This is a genomic window from Achromobacter pulmonis (assembly GCF_002885955.2).
In the GTDB taxonomy this organism is placed as follows: domain Bacteria; phylum Pseudomonadota; class Gammaproteobacteria; order Burkholderiales; family Burkholderiaceae_B; genus Achromobacter; species Achromobacter pulmonis_A.
In genome coordinates this window covers 208,199-222,661 of sequence record NZ_POQS01000003.1, presented here as the reverse complement: position 1 = coordinate 222,661, position 14,463 = coordinate 208,199, and the positions used below count along the sequence as shown (strand labels likewise).

Below are 14,463 nucleotides of genomic sequence, written 5' to 3'. Positions count from 1 at the left end.
GGCTAGCTCGCGCCAGGCCCGGTTTTCTTGGCGGCCTTGGCGCCGCGGGCCGCGGGCTTGCGCGCCGCCGGCTTGGCGGCGCCCGCCTCGGGCGCGGGTTCCTGCGGTTTGGCCGGCGCGGGCGCGGCGGCGGGCGCGGCCGGCATGGAAGCGGCGGTGGCGGCCGCGATCTGGTTGAACTGCTGCTGCAGCAGGTCCCACCAGGCCTTGGAGGCCGACTGGGCCGCCGCGCCCATCTGCTCGCTCATGCCCGGCGCGCTGGCGGGCGCCTCGTCGGCCGCCGCCTGCGCCTGCCCGTCCTTGGCGCCGGCGCTCTCCGGCGCCTTGGCCGCTGCCGGCTTGGGCGCGGGCTTCAGCCCCAGCACCACTTCCAGCGGCGAGGCCGCGCCGCTGGCGCGCACGGCCGCCATGTCCATGTTGGCCGCGCTGTCGACGAAGGCGCGCAGCGTGCTGATGGTGGAGCGCTGCACTTCCATGCCCTGGATCGTGCTGGAGAGCATGCTCAGGTTCATGCGCAGCCAGTTTTCCACCGAGCGCAGTTCGGCGATGCGGCGGTCCAGGTCTTCGAGGTTCATCGGGGGAGCCATGGGCAGGCTGCTGGCCAGGCCGCCGGGCCCGGTCAGCCCGGCCCAGGCCTGGCGCATCATTTCCATGCTGGCCAGCAGCGGGTTGCCCGACAAGTCGGAATGCTGGCCCATGCCGGGCAGGACGAACGGGTTGGATTGTTGGTCGCTCATTCCTGGTCTCCCCAAAGACGGATGATTAGGCTCGCGCCGGGCTCATCCCGGCAGCAGCTGATTGTTTTCCACGCGCACGTGGTCGCCCGAAGCGAACGCGAACGGCTGGGCGCTGCGGAACTGGCGCTTGCTGCCGTCGTTCATGCGCACGGTGAGCTCATAGTGCGTCACCGTTTGTTGCTGTCTGATATTACGCTCAACTTCACGGCCTGCCAAAGCGCCGCCGACCGCGCCCAGCACGGTCAGCGCGGTCTTGCCGTTGCCGCCGCCGAACTGGTTGCCGACCACCCCGCCGGCCACGCCGCCGGCGATGGTGCCGACCAGATGGTTGCTATCGTCCTTGGCCGGCACCTGCACCTGGCGGATGGTTTCGACCACGCCGCAGTTGGCGCAGGCCTGCTTGGCGGGCGCGGGAGCGGGCGCCGGGGCGGGGGCAGGACGGGCCTTGGGCGCAGGCGCGGGCTGGGACGGCGTCTGGGCCGCGGCCTGCGCCGATTCGGCCGGCAGCGGGGCCAGGTTGGCGCCTTCCGGGCCGGCCTCGGCCACCGGTTCGTCGGCATGCGGATTGGCCGAAGGCGTGGGCAGCCAGCCCATCACGGCGGCCACGCCGACCGAGCACATGACGATGACGGCGATTGCGGCGGCCGCCACCAGCGGATGCAGGCCGCGGCGCGGAGAGTCGATTCGGGTAGGGGTACTCATGACGATGCTCCATCGTTACTAACCGGCAGTGGTATAGCACCCGCCCGCGGTTTCGGCATGTTGCGATGGTGACGCTTCTTTGCAGCCCGGCGCGCCGGTGGACAGCGCAGGCCAATCGTGGACAATAGGTCCATGGACTCCGTCATCACCCTGCCCCAGCTCGAACAGGCGATCAATTACTGGCGCAACGTATCGCCCTCGGTCGGCGACGAATGCCGGCTCTGCCCCGAGGCGGCCGCGCTGGCGGCGCCCTACGCGCTGATGATCATGGCCCACCACCGCGAGATCGCCACCGCCGAACTCGGCGAGGCGGCGCGCGCCGCGCTGGACGGCTGGGCGGCGACGCTTTAGTTACTGCTTCAGCAGCGCCTGGATGTCGTGGGCCAGCGCGTCCACGCCGATATTGTTGTTGGCCAGCACCCGCGATTCGCCCTTGCCGTCGAACAGGTAGAAGGCGGCGGTGTGGTCCATGGTGTAGCCGCCGTCCTTGGTGGGCGCCTTGGCGTAATAGGCCTTGAACGACGCCGCGGCCTTCTTGACCTGGTCCGGCGTGCCGGTCAGGCCCAGGAAGCGCGGATCGAAGGCGGTCACGTATTGCTTCAGGACCTCGGGCGTGTCGCGCTCGGGATCGACCGAAATCAGCAGCACCTGGACGCGGTCGGCGTCAGGCCCCAGCTTTTTCATGACTTCGCCCAGTTCGGCCAGCGACGTGGGGCACACGTCCGGGCACTGGGTGAAGCCGAAAAACACCACCACGACCTTGCCGGCGAAGTCGGACAACTGGCGCGTCTTGCCGTTGAAATCGGACAGCTCCATGCCACGGCCCAGCTGGGTGCCGCTGATGTCGCTGCCCTTGAAAGCGGGCGCGCTCTCGCCGCAGGCGGCCAGGGCGGCGGCGAAGGCGGCGGCTGCGCCCAGTCGCAGGGCCAGCCGGCGGCTGGCGGAAAACACGGACATCGACAACCTCCAGGACATCAGCGCAGCAGGCCGACCCAGTGGTCCGCCAGCAGGGCGCCGAACAGCAGCGCCAGGTAAAGAATGGAAAAACGGAACATGCTGCGCGCCAGCTCGTCGCTGTAGGCGCGGTACAGCCGCCATGCATACGACACGAACATGCCGCCCAGCGCCAGCGCGCTGGCCAGGTAGAGTTCGCCGCTCATGCGGATGGCGTAGGGCAGCAGCGTGGTGGCCATCAGGGCCACGCTGTAGAGCAGGATGTGCAGGCGCGTGAACTGGTTGCCGTGCGTCACCGGCAGCATGGGCAGGCCGGCCTTGGCGTAATCGTGGTTGCGGTAGAGCGCCAGCGCCCAGAAGTGCGGCGGCGTCCAGATGAAGATGATGAGGACCAGGACCCAGGCCTCGGCCGGCACGGAATCGGCCACCGCGGCCCAGCCCAGCGCCGGCGGCATGGCGCCGGACAGCCCGCCGATGACGATATTCTGCGGCGTACGCGGCTTGAGGATGACCGTGTAGATGACGGCGTAGCCGACGAAGGTGGCGAAGGTCAGCCACATGGTCAGCGGGTTGACCAGGTGGTACAGCACGAACATGCCGGCCCCGCCCAGCAGGCCCGACAGGCTCAGCACCTGGAACGCCGAGATCGTGCCGCGCGCGGTGGCGCGGCGCGCCGTGCGCAGCATGCGCGCGTCGACTTCCTGTTCGATCAGGCAGTTGATGGCGAAGGCGGCGGCGGCCAGCAGCCAGATGCCGATGGTGCCGAACAGCACCCGGCGCATGTCGGGAATGCCGGGCGCGGCCAGGAACATGCCGATCACGGCGCAAAACACCGCCAGCTGCGTCACGCGCGGCTTGGTGAGGACGAAATACTGGCGGAGCAATCCGGATTGGGGAGCGGCAATACTGGTCATGATGAGCCCTATTTTAAACGCGCACCAAATCGGGGCCGTAATTCCCCGCCGGCGCACGTCCTGCCGTGGACAAACGCACCATCAATACGACCGCGGCCAGCGTCAGGCCGGCGGCGCCGCCGTTGTGCAGCACCGCGATCAGCAGCGGCCACTGGAAGAAGATCGTGGTCAGGCCGGTCAGCAGCTGCGCCGCCAGCAGCGCCAGCATCAGCGTGGCGGGGCCGCGCAGGCCGGGCTCGGCGCGCAGCCGCCAGGCCAGCGTGCCGAGGTACAGGAACACCACGAAGGCGAAATTGCGGTGGACCCAGTGGATCGCGGTGAGCGCCGGCTGCGAAATCATCTCGCCCGAGGGCAGCTCGCCCAGCGCGCGGATCACCGAATAGCCGCCGTGGAAGTCCATTTCGGGCACCCACTGGCCGTGGCACATGGGAAAGTCCATGCAGGCCAGCGCGGCGTAGTTGGTGCTGACCCAGCCGCCCAGCGTCACCTGCACCAGCAGCAGGGCGAAGCCCCCGGCCACCCACGGCCTCCAGCGCGCGGCGGCCGCCGACAGGGCCAGGTGCGGACGCTCGCGCGCCGACAGCCAGGTCATCAGCGCCAGCACCGACAGGCCGAACACCAGATGCGCGGTGACGACGGCGGGCATGAGCTTGTGGGTCACGGTCCAGGCGCCGAACGCGCCCTGCACGCAGACGGCCACCAGCGTGGTCACGGCCAGGGCCGGCGAACGGCCCAGTTCGCGGCGGTAGCGCCAGGCCATGTAGACGATGCCGATGATGAGCATGCCCAGGATGGAACCGACATAGCGGTGGATCATCTCGATCCAGGCCTTGGACAGCGTGACGGGACCGAAAGGCATGGCCTGCGACGCTTCATGGATATCGCCCATGGCGCCCAGCGGCGTCACGCTGCCGTAGCAGCCCGGCCAGTCGGGACAACCCAGCCCCGAATCGGTCAGGCGCACGAAAGCGCCGAACATGATGAGGTCCAGCGTCAGGAACCAGGTGAAAAAAACCAGCTTGCGATAACGCGTCCGAAGGCGTTCGATATCCATAAAAAAAACAATAAAAAATCAAATTACGCGCCACGCACACAGGCGCAACGCATCAAACCAACGCCCCACAAGCCAGGCCGCACGGATCCGGCTCCGCCGGTCCGTAGCGGCGCCCCCCTGGGGGGGAAGCGCCAAAGGCGCTTCGGGGGGGGACCTAACCCACTCTTGAGTTATAGACCAGTTTGCTGATGTCCTTGCGGACCTTCACCCCGTCGGCCTCGGCCGGGAACTGCATCATCAGGTTGCCCAGCGGATCGATCACCCAGATCGGGTCCTGCAGGCCGGGCTGGCCGGCGGCGCGCTCGCGCGCCAGCAGGAAGCGCGCCAGCTGGTCGGGGTCGGCGCGCACCATCACCGTGCCCTTGTAGGCCTCCAGCACTTTTTCCGGCACTGGCGCGTCGTCGGTGATGAACCAGATGCGCGCCAGGCGCTCCACGTTCTTGCCCTGGCTGGCGTGGCTGTTGCGCGTGATGAAGAGCTTGCGCGCGCAGCTGTCGGGGCAGGCGCCGCCGTCGGCGGCCACCAGCAGCCATTTGCCTTTCAGGCTCTGCAGGTCGAAGGGCCGGCCGTCCAGCGTGGTCAGGCGCAGTTCGCCGGCCGCGGGCATGGGCCGCTGCGGCTCGATGAGCGCGCCGTAGTTGCTGGATTCGGCGGGCCACCACTGCGGGTTCATGTACACCACGACGGCGCCGACGATGGGCGCCAAAGAGCACAGGAACACCAGCAGCATGGGCAGCAGCGAACGCTTGCCTGCGGGCCGGTTGGAAGAAATGTCGCGAGCCACTTTTTATCCTGTGTTGCGGGTTGCGGATGAGCGCCTCATGCGGCGGATGGCGCCCCCCAGCACCACCAGCCACGCGATGGCGGCGATCGAGGCGAAAGCGAACCACTGTACGGCATAAGAGGTGTTCTGCTGGAAATCCACCGAGGGCTGCGGCCAGTCGCGCACCAGGCCGTCGCCGGCGCCGTCGTCCGACTGCATCAGCACCGTGGGCAGCAAGGCCAGGCCGGTCGCCTTCGCGTATTCCTCCAGCGGCAGGTTCTGCACCTGCGGCGCCGCGCCGCCCGCCGCCGGCAGCGCGGCCGGCAGGGCCGACTCCTCGGACCCGCCCAGCGACCAGATCTCGAACAGCCGCGGCACGCGCGGCGAAAGTTCGCCCGCCACGGTCTGCGGCCCGGCGGGCGCGGCGGGCAGGTCGGGCTGCGCCGGCCCCTGTCCGGGCGCGGCCATGACGCGCGGCAGCCAGCCGCGCAGCACCAGCACGGCGCGGCCTTCGGGGCCGTCGAGCCGCAGCGGCGTGGCCAGCCAGTAGCCGGGCTTGCCGTCCTGGTTGCGGTTGTCCAGCAGTACACTGAATTGCGGCAGCCACACGCCCGTGGCCCGAGCGGCGCGCCATGCCGTCATGGCGGCGGGGTCGGTGGCCGGCGTCAAGGGCAGCGGCGCTTGCTTGCGGCCGGCCTCGATAGCCGCCAGAATGGCGCGTCGCTCGTCGCCGCGGCGCAGCTGCCATTGCCCGAGCGACGCCAGAACCACCACGGCGGCGCCGAGCAACAGCAGGGCAGCTACCGTGTTGCGGGTTGAATGCGGTCGGGCCATCTTTCTTCAATAACTCTGATTTGTCCGGAGACCACCATGCGCGTTTTCGTCGTCCTGGCCTTTATCGGTATTCTGGCCAGTCTGGCATCCGCCCTGGTCTACCTGATGCGGGACAAAGGCACCACCAACCGCACGGTGAACGCGCTGACGGTACGCATCGGGCTGTCCGTGGCCCTTTTCCTGTTCGTGCTGTTCGCCCATCACATGGGCTGGATCGAGAGCACAGGCCTTAGATAGGCCTGGCCTGGCGAGGTTCCCCGCCGCCGGGCGGCCGTCGACATGACGGCATGCCGACACGACGGCGTAGGATGGGCGCAGCGCGAGAATTCTTAAGCAAGAACTCAACCCCCCCAACGCGCGCAACCCATCAGCCGGCGCCAGCCGCCATCTCCCGCGGCCAGCGCACTCCCCACCTCAGAACCAATACACAAACAAGTACAGCCCCAGCCACACCACGTCCACGAAGTGCCAGTACCACGCCGCCCCTTCGAACCCGAAGTGGTGGTCGGCGGTGAAGTGGCCGCGGATCAGGCGCACCAGGATCACGGTCAGCATGGTCGCGCCCAGCAGCACGTGGAAGCCGTGGAAGCCGGTAAGCATGTAGAACAGCGAGCCGTAGGCGCCGGAGTTGAACTTGAGGTTCAGCTCGGTGTAGGCATGGTGGTATTCATAGGCCTGGCAGGCGACGAAGACGAAGCCCAGCACGACCGTGGCCAGCAGCCAGAAAATGGCCTTGCCGCGGTGGTTTTCGCGCAGCGCGTGGTGGGCGATGGTCAGCGTGACGCCGGAGCTCAGCAGCAGCGCGGTGTTGATCGTGGGCAGCCAGAAGGGGCCGACGGTCTGGAACTGCTCGACCACGCCGGCCGGGCCGAAGTTCGGCCACACGGCCTGGAAGTCGGGCCACAGCATCAGCCGGTGGTCCATGTCGCCCAGCCACGGCGTGGTGACGGTGCGGGTGTACCAGAGGGCGCCGAAGAACGCCGCGAAGAACATGACTTCGGAGAAGATGAACCAGCTCATGCCCCAGCGGTACGAACCGTCGATGCGCTTGCTGTTCAGGCCGGACTCGGATTCCTGGATGGCGTCGCCGAACCAGAAGTACAGCACCGAGATCAGGCCGACGAAGCCCACCAGCAAGGTCCATTTGGCCCAGCCCACGCCGTTGAACCAGGCCGTGGCGCTCAGGGCCATCACGAGCAGCGTCACGGCCGTGCGCACGGGGTGACCCGAGTCGGCGGGCACAAAGTAGTACGGTGCCTCTTTACCTTGAACCGAGTGGCTTGCACTCATGGCTTTCTCCCTGGTACAGATTTATAGAATCAAGTGAGTCAAGTCAGGCTGGAAACGGCCCAACGCACAATTAATACCAGCACAGTAACGAAGATGGCCGCTGCCAGCAGTCCGCCCAGGATCACGTGGACCGGGTTGAGCTTGGCGATGTCCTCCCGGTGGCCCGCCCCCTTGCGGACCCCGAAGAATCCCCATGCCACCGCCTTCATGGTTTGCAGGAAACTCAGCTTGCGCTGGGCGGTCTCGCGCAGGTCGTCGCTCATGGCCGGGCCTATTTGAGCGCGATGCCGGACATCAGGGCCGAGCCGCGCAGCACGGTCCAGGCGAACACGGCGATGACGAAAGCCAGCAGGACCAATCCTGCGATCTTGTTGCGGCGGCGCTGCTCGGGTGTCATGGCTGTGCTACCTGGAACGTGAAAGCGGTTTACTTCACTTCGGGCGGAGTCTCGAAGGTGTGGAAGGGCGCGGGCGAGGGCACCGTCCATTCCAGGCCTTCGGCGCCGTCCCACGGCTTGGCGGCGGCGACTTCGCCCTTGCCGCGGTAGCAGCGCAGGATCGCCCACAGGAAGATCAGCTGCGACAGGCCGAACCAGAACGCGCCGATGGTGGCCATCTGGTGGAAGGTCGTGAACTGTCCTGCGTAGTCGGCGTAGCGGCGCGGCATGCCGGCCAGGCCCAGGAAGTGCATCGGGAAGAAGGTCACGTTGAACGAGATCAGCGTGGACCAGAAGTGCAGCTTGCCCAGCTTTTCGCTGTACATGCGGCCGGTCCACTTGGGCACCCAGTAGTAGGCGCCGGCGAACAGCGCGAACAGCGAGCCGGCCACCAGCACGTAGTGGAAGTGGGCCACCACGTAGTAGGTGTCGTGCACCTGGATGTCGATCGGGGCCACCGACAGGATCAGGCCGGTGAAGCCGCCCATGGTGAACACGAAGATGAAGCCGATCGAGAACAGCATCGGGGTCTCGAACGTCATGGAGCCGCGCCACATGGTGGCCACCCAGTTGAACACCTTCACCCCGGTCGGGATGGAGATGAGCATGGTGGCGTACATGAAGTAGAGCTGGCCGGTCACCGGCATGCCGGTGGTGAACATGTGGTGCGCCCACACGATGAAGGACAGCACGGCGATGGAGGCGGTGGCGTACACCATGGAGGCGTAGCCGAACAGCTTCTTGCGGGCGAAGGCGGGAACGATGGCCGACACGATGCCGAACGCCGGCAGGATCATGATGTAGACCTCGGGGTGCCCGAAGAACCAGAACACGTGCTGGTACAGCACCGGGTCGCCGCCGGCGGCGGCGTTGAAGAAGCCCGTGCCGAAATGGCGGTCGGTCAGCACCATGGTGATAGCGGCGGCCAGCACCGGCATCACGGCCAGCAGCAGGAAGGCGGTGATCAGCCAGGTCCAGCAGAACAGCGGCATCTTCATCAGCGTCAGGCCGGGCGCGCGCATGTTCAGGATGGTGACGATGATGTTGATCGCGCCCATGATGGACGAGGCGCCCATGATGTGCAGCGCGAAGATCGCCAGATCCATGCCGGGGCCCATCTGCAGCGACAGCGGCGCGTACAGGGTCCAGCCGGCCGCGGTGGCGCCGCCGGGCACGAAGAACGAGGCCGTCAGCATGATGGCGGCCATGGGCAGCAGCCAGAAGCTGAAGTTGTTCATGCGCGCGAAGGCCATGTCGGAAGCGCCGATCTGCATCGGGATCATCCAGTTCGCGAAGCCCACGAAGGCCGGCATGATGGCGCCGAACACCATCACCAGGCCGTGCATGGTGGTGAACTGGTTGAAAAGCTCGGGGCGGAAGAACTGCAGGCCCGGCTCGAACAGCTCGGTGCGCAGCAGCAAGGCCAGCGTGCCGCCTTCCAGCAGCATGACGAACGAGAAGATGAGGTACATCGTCCCGATGTCTTTGTGGTTGGTGGCGAAAAGCCAGCGGCGCCAGCCGGTGGGGATGGCGTGGTGGTGGTCATCGTGACCGTGGCCGTGGCCCGGCGACACGTGGTCTACAGTGACGCTGCTCATGATGGACTCCTTCCTGCTGAGTGCCGGGCCCGATCCACGGGGCCGGCAGGGTATCTCTAACTAAACGGAACCGGTTCTGCGTAGGCGTGGCTGGGCGCGCGCGATCAGCGCGCAGCCGTCACGTCCTTCGGCTGAACCGTCGGGTCCTGCCCCTTGCCTGCATTGCTCCAGGCATGGCGCGTATAGCTGATGACCGCCGCGATCTCGACATCGTTGAGCTGGCCGCCGAACGGCGCCATCGCGGTGCCGGGCTTGCCCTTCAGCACGGTGTTGATCTGTTCGGCCTTCGGCCCCAGAACAACCTTGTCTCCGTCGAGCGGGGGGAAGCTGCCCGGGATGCCCTTGCCGTTGGCCTGGTGACAGGCCACGCAATTCGCCGCGAAAACCTTCTCGCCGCGGGCAACCAGTTCGGCTTCCGTCCACTCCTTGTTGGGATCGTCGGCGTTCGCCGCCATCTTCTTCTTTTGGTCTTCGACCCACTTATCGTAGTCGGCTTGCGCCATAACTTCCACGACGATGGGCATGAAAGCGTGGTCCTTGCCGCAGAGTTCCGCGCACTGGCCGCGGTAAATGCCGGGTTTGTCGGCATTGAACCAGGCATCGCGCAGGAAGCCGGGGATGGCGTCCTGCTTGACGCCGAAGTCCGGAATCATCCAGGAGTGGATGACGTCGGCGGCGGTCAGGACGATGCGGACCTTTTTATTCACCGGCACCACCAGGTGATTGTCCACTTCCATCAGGTAGAACTCGCCCTTGGGCTCGCGGTTCTCGATCTGCGCGCGCGGGGTCGACAGGGTGGACAGGAACTTGACGCCGGCGGCCGGGCCGTCGAGGTACTCGTAGCCCCACTTCCATTGATAGCCGGTGACCTTGACGGTGAGATCGGCGCTGGAGGTGTCCTTCATGGCGACCACGGTCTTGGTGGCCGGCAGCGCCATGGCGATGACGATGATGAACGGGATGACCGTCCATGCGACTTCGACGCCGAGGTGTTCGTGGAAGGTGGCGGCCTTGTGGCCGCGCGACTTGCGGTGCGCCCAGATGGAATAGAACATCACCCCGAACACACCGATGAAGATCACGATACAGATCGTGAGCAGCATCCAGTGCAGCCACATGATGTCGCGCGAAATCGACGTCACGCCCTCATGCAGGTTCAGCTGGTTGACCTTCGGGCCGCCGGGCATGTCTTGCACCTGAGCACTCGCCACGCTGGCCATCAGCATCGCACAAGTCCCCAGTATCCCTCTCCACTTCTTCATGCTTACCTCGAAACACGGCGCGTAGGTCCGTTCTCTAGTGGCGGAAGTCACCGGAAACGGGCAACACGCAATTATTAGATGGCAGGGGCGAGGCAGGGAGATAGAGCGGCCCCTGTCGTTCCCACTCGAAATCACAAAGAAACTGCCGGATTATAGCGGACGCGCAAACAGATGTAAGTTAGCGCCCTTGAATTCGTAGGCGCCGCCCCCATTTGGCCTCGCCCTCTTGACCTGGGGCTGAAAACAGGCTGGCATAAAATCGTCGGTAACATCAACACCACGATTCCCCGATGCCACAACAGTTGCCCGATCTGTACGCCGCCCTTTGCGCACGCGCCCAGGAGCCCGCTCCCGACGGCGCGCGCGCTTTATATATAGCGGGGCGCCGCTGCGGCTGGGCCACGCACGCGGCGTGCGACGCGCTGCGCGGCGCGGCCGATATCGACGCCGACGGCGAGACCCTGCGCATCGGCGCGGGCCTGGAGCCGGGCGCGCAACTGGATGGCGTGCTCGAACGGGCCGCGCAACTGTTGCGCCAAGCCAACTGCCTGCGCGGCTGGCGCGACGAATTGCTGGACGTCATGGACGGCGACACTGCCCTGGGCGTGATCGAACGCGCCGCGGTGCGCCCCCTGGGCCTGCTCACCAAGGCCGTGCACCTGAACGCGTGGACGCCCGACGGCCGCCTGTGGGTCGCGCGCCGCTCGCTCAGCAAATCCACCGATCCCGGCATGTGGGATACGTTGGTGGGCGGCCTGGCCGGCAGCCGCGAGGACCTGGAACTGGCGCTGGTGCGCGAATGCGGCGAGGAAGCCGGGCTGGACGAGCCCGACCTGGCGCGTCGCACGCCGCTGCGCACCATCTTGCGCATCCATCGGCGCCTGCCCGAGGGCTATCAGGTCGAGGACGTGCTGACCAGCACCTGCGTGCTGGAAGCCGACGCCCGGCCCGCCAACCGCGACGGCGAAGTCATGGAGATCGCCACGCTGGACGTGGCCACGGTGCTGCGCCGCATCGCCGAGGGCGAATTCACGCTGGAAGCGGCGCTGGTGATCGTCGAAGACATCATGCAGCGCCGCGCGGCCGGCGAAATCCCGGCCTGAGGCCCGTCAGCCCGGACGCGCCGCGTCCAGCATGCCCGCGGGCGGCGGATCGGCTTGCGGCGCCTCGCCGGCGGGCGGGGTTGCGCCCGCGGCCTCGGCGGCTTCCGCGGCCTGGGCCGGGCTGGGCGCGGAGGCCGGCGCGGGCGCCGGTGCGGCCGCGGCATTGGCCTGCGAGAACTGCTTCCACACCTCGATGGCGCGCAGGCGCTGCTTGGCCACCAGCTGGATGCGCTCGCGCAGGTTCTCGTCGCGCGCCAGCAGCGCGTGGAAATCCCGCGACGACAGCATGAGCAGCTTGCTGTAGCCCAGCGAGGTCACGTCGGGCTCGATCTGCTGCTCGCCCAGCAGCCCCAGTTCGCCGAAGAATTCGCCGCTGCCCAGTTCGATCAGGGTGTTGTCCGGCAGGTGCACGGCCACGGCCCCGGAGGCCACGAAGCACATTTCGCCGCCGTGCCGGCCCTTGGTGAGCACGCGCTGGTCCGGCAGCGACAGCCGCGGCTTGAGCAGCTTGCTGATGGCGCGCAGCGAATCGGCCGACAGCCCCTCGAACAGCGGCACGCGCTTGATCAGCTCGGCCGCGCTCATTTCGATGTCCAGCGGCGGATGGCGGTCGATATGGGCCCAGCGGCTCTTCAACTGCGCCATCAGGTCGGCGTACACCTCGCCGCTGATCAGGAACTGCTCCAGCATGTCTCGGTAGCGGATGCGCTCCATTTCGCGCGCCACGCGGCCCAGATAGCTTTCCTGCAGCCATTGCGCGTAGGACGGATATTGCAGATTCAGCGCCTGTATGGCGTTTTCGATCAGGTCCAGGCGGCGCTGGTGCAGGGACACGATGCGCGCGGTGGCCTCTTCGCCCAGCAGCGGCGTGATCTGTTCGCGCGCGAACGCGATCAGGCGCTGCGCGACCGACCGCTTGCTCATCAGATTGGCGAACCGCTGGGCCAGTTCGCGCGCCAGCCAGCTCTGGAAGCCGAACACGTAGTGCAGCCGCAGCGCCAGCCGGAAACCGGGCGAATAGCGCACGTCGTCGACGATCCCGCGCTCGAAGCCCGCGACGCCGCCCTGCCGGATCGCGTCCTCCAGCCGCTCGGCCCGCGCCAGCAGCGCCTCGGCCATGCGCCAGTCCACGATCTGCGCCTTCAGGATGTCGAAGAACATTTCCTCTTCGCGCTGCGCCACGATGGCCAGGCCCACCGCCACGCGCTGCTCGTCGCTCATCTGGCCGACCTGGCCGTCGTGCACGCTGGTCAGGCTGGCGTCGAACACCGCGCGGATGCGGTCGCGCACCTCGGCGCCGATGTGCTCGCTGCGCGCGACCTCTTCCGTCTTGCCCTGCAGGTCTTCCAACGCCACGGCCAGGGCCTGGTTGCGGATGGTGCGCTCCACCGGCGAAAGCTGGTTCAGGCCCAGCGCGCGGATCAGCGGACGCAGGCTGATGCCGTTGACGAACAGCGTGAGCAGCACGAAGCTGGTGGTGGCGACCGCGATGAACTGGCGCGCCTCTTCGGGCACGCCGGTCTGTTCGGTGACGGCCAGCGCCAGCGCCAGCGAGACGGCGCCGCGCAGGCCGCCCCACAGCATCACCACCTTGTACGGCCTGCTGACCTTGGTGCCCAGCCGGGTCAGGCCCAGCAACGGCAGCAGGCCGAACACCACGATGGCGCGCGCCGCCAGCGTGGTCACGAACAGCACCACCACCAGCAGCAGTTCCTGCCAGTCGGCCGCCGCCATCAGCTTCGGGATCAGCATGGCCGCGAACAGGAAGATCAGCGAATTGGCCCAGAACCCGAACTGTCCCCAGGCGCTGGACAGGTATTCGAACGTGGTGGGCGACATGCGGGTGCGGCCGGTGGAGCCGACCACCAGGCCGGCGATCACCGTGGCGACCACGCCCGAGACGTTCAGGTAGTGCTCGGAAATGAAGAAGGACAGATAGGCCAGCGTCAGCGTCAGCGTGATTTCGGCGGTGGGAAAGCCGCGCAGCCACGCGAACAGGAAGCAGGCCAGCCGCCCCATCGCGTAGCCGGCCAGGCCGCCGCCCAGGAAGTGCACGATGAAGTCGTTGAAAATGCCGCTCACGGTCAGTTCGCCGTGGCCGCCCAGCACCGCCAGCAGCACCGAGTACAAGGCGATGGAGGCCGCGTCGTTGAACAGGCTTTCGCCCTCGACCAGCGTGGTCAGGCGCTTGGGCGCGCCCACTTCGCGGAAAATGCCCACCACCGCCACCGGGTCGGTCGTGGCCACGATGGCGCCCAGCAGCAGGCAGACCACCAGGCCATAGGACGACACGGCGTCCAGCGCCACCCCGACGGCCACGGTGCACACCACCACGGCCACGATGGCCATCATCAGGATGGGGCCGATGTCGTCCATCAGGCGCCGCACGTTCATCGACAGCGCGGTCTCGAACAGCAGCACCGGCAGGAACACCATCAGGAAGGTTTCCGACGAGATCTCGAAGCGTTCCAGCGAATCCAGGAAATCGCCGATCCAGCGCGGCGCCCAGCCGTGCAGGTGCACGATGATGCCCAGCAGACAGCCGACGATGGCCAGCAGCACCGAGTACGGCAGCTTGAGGCGGCCGGCCAAAGGCGGCATGAAGCAGACCAGCGTGAGCAAACCGGCCAGGCCGAATACGAGAAAACCGACATCCATGGATAGCGCCGCGTCTGAGGCTAGGGAGAAATTTCACAAGAATAGCGGCTTTTTTCCCCAAGTCCGGGCGGCGAACTGTAGAGAATCGTAGAGAATGCACGTTTGGTTACCCCAATACGCAAGCGCGATACGCGTGGCGACGCGTTTTTTGGGTAATG

General features: G+C 67.0%; 16 protein-coding genes. 3 read left to right on the top strand and 13 right to left on the bottom strand.

Annotated features, from left to right (window positions below):
- Nucleotides 1-2: 2 nt before the first annotated feature.
- Both C1I89_RS12325 and C1I89_RS12320 read right to left on the bottom strand, forming a co-directional pair.
- Nucleotides 3-737: a PhaM family polyhydroxyalkanoate granule multifunctional regulatory protein gene (locus C1I89_RS12325; protein WP_102773075.1), complete on the bottom strand. Its 735-nt coding sequence runs from the start codon at nucleotides 735-737 to the stop codon at nucleotides 3-5.
- Between the two features lie 42 nt (nucleotides 738-779).
- Entirely contained in the window at nucleotides 780-1,439 is a 660-nt protein-coding gene (locus C1I89_RS12320; protein ID WP_102773074.1) for a glycine zipper 2TM domain-containing protein, read from the bottom strand.
- 132 nt (nucleotides 1,440-1,571) lie between these two features.
- On the opposite strand from C1I89_RS12320, the gene C1I89_RS12315 reads away from it, so the two are divergent.
- Complete coding sequence (locus C1I89_RS12315; protein WP_102773073.1) at nucleotides 1,572-1,790, top strand: DUF3717 domain-containing protein; 219 nt, start codon at nucleotides 1,572-1,574, stop codon at nucleotides 1,788-1,790.
- Here the strand turns inward: C1I89_RS12315 and C1I89_RS12310 are convergent, their stop codons facing one another.
- The 5 genes from C1I89_RS12310 to C1I89_RS12290 form a co-directional block, all read right to left on the bottom strand.
- Nucleotides 1,791-2,396 (bottom strand): SCO family protein, encoded by a 606-nt coding sequence (locus tag C1I89_RS12310; RefSeq protein ID WP_102773072.1) that lies wholly within the window; start codon nucleotides 2,394-2,396, stop codon nucleotides 1,791-1,793. It abuts the gene before it with no gap.
- 17 nt (nucleotides 2,397-2,413) lie between these two features.
- Nucleotides 2,414-3,307 carry a heme o synthase gene (cyoE, locus tag C1I89_RS12305; protein WP_102773071.1) on the bottom strand — a complete coding sequence of 298 codons (894 nt, stop codon included), beginning with the start codon at nucleotides 3,305-3,307 and terminating at the stop codon, nucleotides 2,414-2,416.
- A gap of 13 nt (nucleotides 3,308-3,320) precedes the next feature.
- Nucleotides 3,321-4,361 (bottom strand): COX15/CtaA family protein, encoded by a 1,041-nt coding sequence (locus tag C1I89_RS12300; RefSeq protein ID WP_247747715.1) that lies wholly within the window; start codon nucleotides 4,359-4,361, stop codon nucleotides 3,321-3,323.
- 154 nt (nucleotides 4,362-4,515) lie between these two features.
- A complete protein-coding gene (locus C1I89_RS12295; protein ID WP_102773516.1) occupies nucleotides 4,516-5,091 on the bottom strand; it encodes an SCO family protein in 576 nt (191 codons plus the stop codon).
- A 57-nt stretch (nucleotides 5,092-5,148) separates the two neighbouring features.
- Complete coding sequence (locus C1I89_RS12290) at nucleotides 5,149-5,958, bottom strand: SURF1 family protein (protein ID WP_102773070.1); 810 nt, start codon at nucleotides 5,956-5,958, stop codon at nucleotides 5,149-5,151.
- Between the two features lie 36 nt (nucleotides 5,959-5,994).
- On the opposite strand from C1I89_RS12290, the gene C1I89_RS12285 reads away from it, so the two are divergent.
- A complete protein-coding gene (locus C1I89_RS12285) occupies nucleotides 5,995-6,195 on the top strand; it encodes a twin transmembrane helix small protein (RefSeq protein WP_102773069.1) in 201 nt (66 codons plus the stop codon).
- A gap of 177 nt (nucleotides 6,196-6,372) precedes the next feature.
- On the opposite strand, the gene C1I89_RS12280 is transcribed toward C1I89_RS12285, so the two are convergent.
- The 5 genes from C1I89_RS12280 to coxB form a co-directional block, all read right to left on the bottom strand.
- A complete protein-coding gene (locus C1I89_RS12280) occupies nucleotides 6,373-7,248 on the bottom strand; it encodes a cytochrome c oxidase subunit 3 (RefSeq protein WP_102773068.1) in 876 nt (291 codons plus the stop codon).
- Nucleotides 7,249-7,286: 38 nt separating this feature from the next.
- Nucleotides 7,287-7,511 carry a DUF2970 domain-containing protein gene (locus tag C1I89_RS12275; protein ID WP_102773067.1) on the bottom strand — a complete coding sequence of 75 codons (225 nt, stop codon included), beginning with the start codon at nucleotides 7,509-7,511 and terminating at the stop codon, nucleotides 7,287-7,289.
- A gap of 8 nt (nucleotides 7,512-7,519) precedes the next feature.
- A complete protein-coding gene (locus C1I89_RS34855) occupies nucleotides 7,520-7,645 on the bottom strand; it encodes a cytochrome oxidase small assembly protein (RefSeq protein WP_209165517.1) in 126 nt (41 codons plus the stop codon).
- A gap of 29 nt (nucleotides 7,646-7,674) precedes the next feature.
- Nucleotides 7,675-9,282: a cytochrome c oxidase subunit I gene (ctaD, locus tag C1I89_RS12270; RefSeq protein WP_102773066.1), complete on the bottom strand. Its 1,608-nt coding sequence runs from the start codon at nucleotides 9,280-9,282 to the stop codon at nucleotides 7,675-7,677.
- Between the two features lie 104 nt (nucleotides 9,283-9,386).
- The gene (gene coxB / locus C1I89_RS12265; RefSeq protein WP_102773065.1) at nucleotides 9,387-10,544 is read right to left on the bottom strand and encodes a cytochrome c oxidase subunit II; all 1,158 of its coding nucleotides are present in this window, start codon (nucleotides 10,542-10,544) and stop codon (nucleotides 9,387-9,389) included.
- A gap of 290 nt (nucleotides 10,545-10,834) precedes the next feature.
- On the opposite strand from coxB, the gene C1I89_RS12260 reads away from it, so the two are divergent.
- Nucleotides 10,835-11,647 carry an NUDIX hydrolase gene (locus tag C1I89_RS12260; RefSeq protein WP_102773064.1) on the top strand — a complete coding sequence of 271 codons (813 nt, stop codon included), beginning with the start codon at nucleotides 10,835-10,837 and terminating at the stop codon, nucleotides 11,645-11,647.
- 6 nt (nucleotides 11,648-11,653) lie between these two features.
- Here the strand turns inward: C1I89_RS12260 and C1I89_RS12255 are convergent, their stop codons facing one another.
- Complete coding sequence (locus C1I89_RS12255; RefSeq protein ID WP_102773063.1) at nucleotides 11,654-14,305, bottom strand: cation:proton antiporter; 2,652 nt, start codon at nucleotides 14,303-14,305, stop codon at nucleotides 11,654-11,656.
- Nucleotides 14,306-14,463: the final 158 nt, after the last annotated feature.

Coding starts and splice junctions, on each gene's coding strand:
- C1I89_RS12260 (WP_102773064.1), top strand. CDS start 10,835: ATGCCACAACAGTTGCCCGATCTGTACGCCGCCCTTTGCGCACGCGCC.
- C1I89_RS12295 (WP_102773516.1), bottom strand. CDS start 5,091: ATGCTGCTGGTGTTCCTGTGCTCTTTGGCGCCCATCGTCGGCGCCGTC.
- ctaD (WP_102773066.1), bottom strand. CDS start 9,282: ATGAGCAGCGTCACTGTAGACCACGTGTCGCCGGGCCACGGCCACGGT.
- C1I89_RS12325 (WP_102773075.1), bottom strand. CDS start 737: ATGAGCGACCAACAATCCAACCCGTTCGTCCTGCCCGGCATGGGCCAG.
- C1I89_RS12310 (WP_102773072.1), bottom strand. CDS start 2,396: ATGTCCGTGTTTTCCGCCAGCCGCCGGCTGGCCCTGCGACTGGGCGCA.
- C1I89_RS34855 (WP_209165517.1), bottom strand. CDS start 7,645: ATGACACCCGAGCAGCGCCGCCGCAACAAGATCGCAGGATTGGTCCTG.
- C1I89_RS12290 (WP_102773070.1), bottom strand. CDS start 5,958: ATGGCCCGACCGCATTCAACCCGCAACACGGTAGCTGCCCTGCTGTTG.
- C1I89_RS12320 (WP_102773074.1), bottom strand. CDS start 1,439: ATGAGTACCCCTACCCGAATCGACTCTCCGCGCCGCGGCCTGCATCCG.
- cyoE (WP_102773071.1), bottom strand. CDS start 3,307: ATGACCAGTATTGCCGCTCCCCAATCCGGATTGCTCCGCCAGTATTTC.
- C1I89_RS12300 (WP_247747715.1), bottom strand. CDS start 4,361: ATGGATATCGAACGCCTTCGGACGCGTTATCGCAAGCTGGTTTTTTTC.
- coxB (WP_102773065.1), bottom strand. CDS start 10,544: ATGAAGAAGTGGAGAGGGATACTGGGGACTTGTGCGATGCTGATGGCC.
- C1I89_RS12280 (WP_102773068.1), bottom strand. CDS start 7,248: ATGAGTGCAAGCCACTCGGTTCAAGGTAAAGAGGCACCGTACTACTTT.
- C1I89_RS12275 (WP_102773067.1), bottom strand. CDS start 7,511: ATGAGCGACGACCTGCGCGAGACCGCCCAGCGCAAGCTGAGTTTCCTG.
- C1I89_RS12255 (WP_102773063.1), bottom strand. CDS start 14,305: ATGGATGTCGGTTTTCTCGTATTCGGCCTGGCCGGTTTGCTCACGCTG.
- C1I89_RS12315 (WP_102773073.1), top strand. CDS start 1,572: ATGGACTCCGTCATCACCCTGCCCCAGCTCGAACAGGCGATCAATTAC.
- C1I89_RS12285 (WP_102773069.1), top strand. CDS start 5,995: ATGCGCGTTTTCGTCGTCCTGGCCTTTATCGGTATTCTGGCCAGTCTG.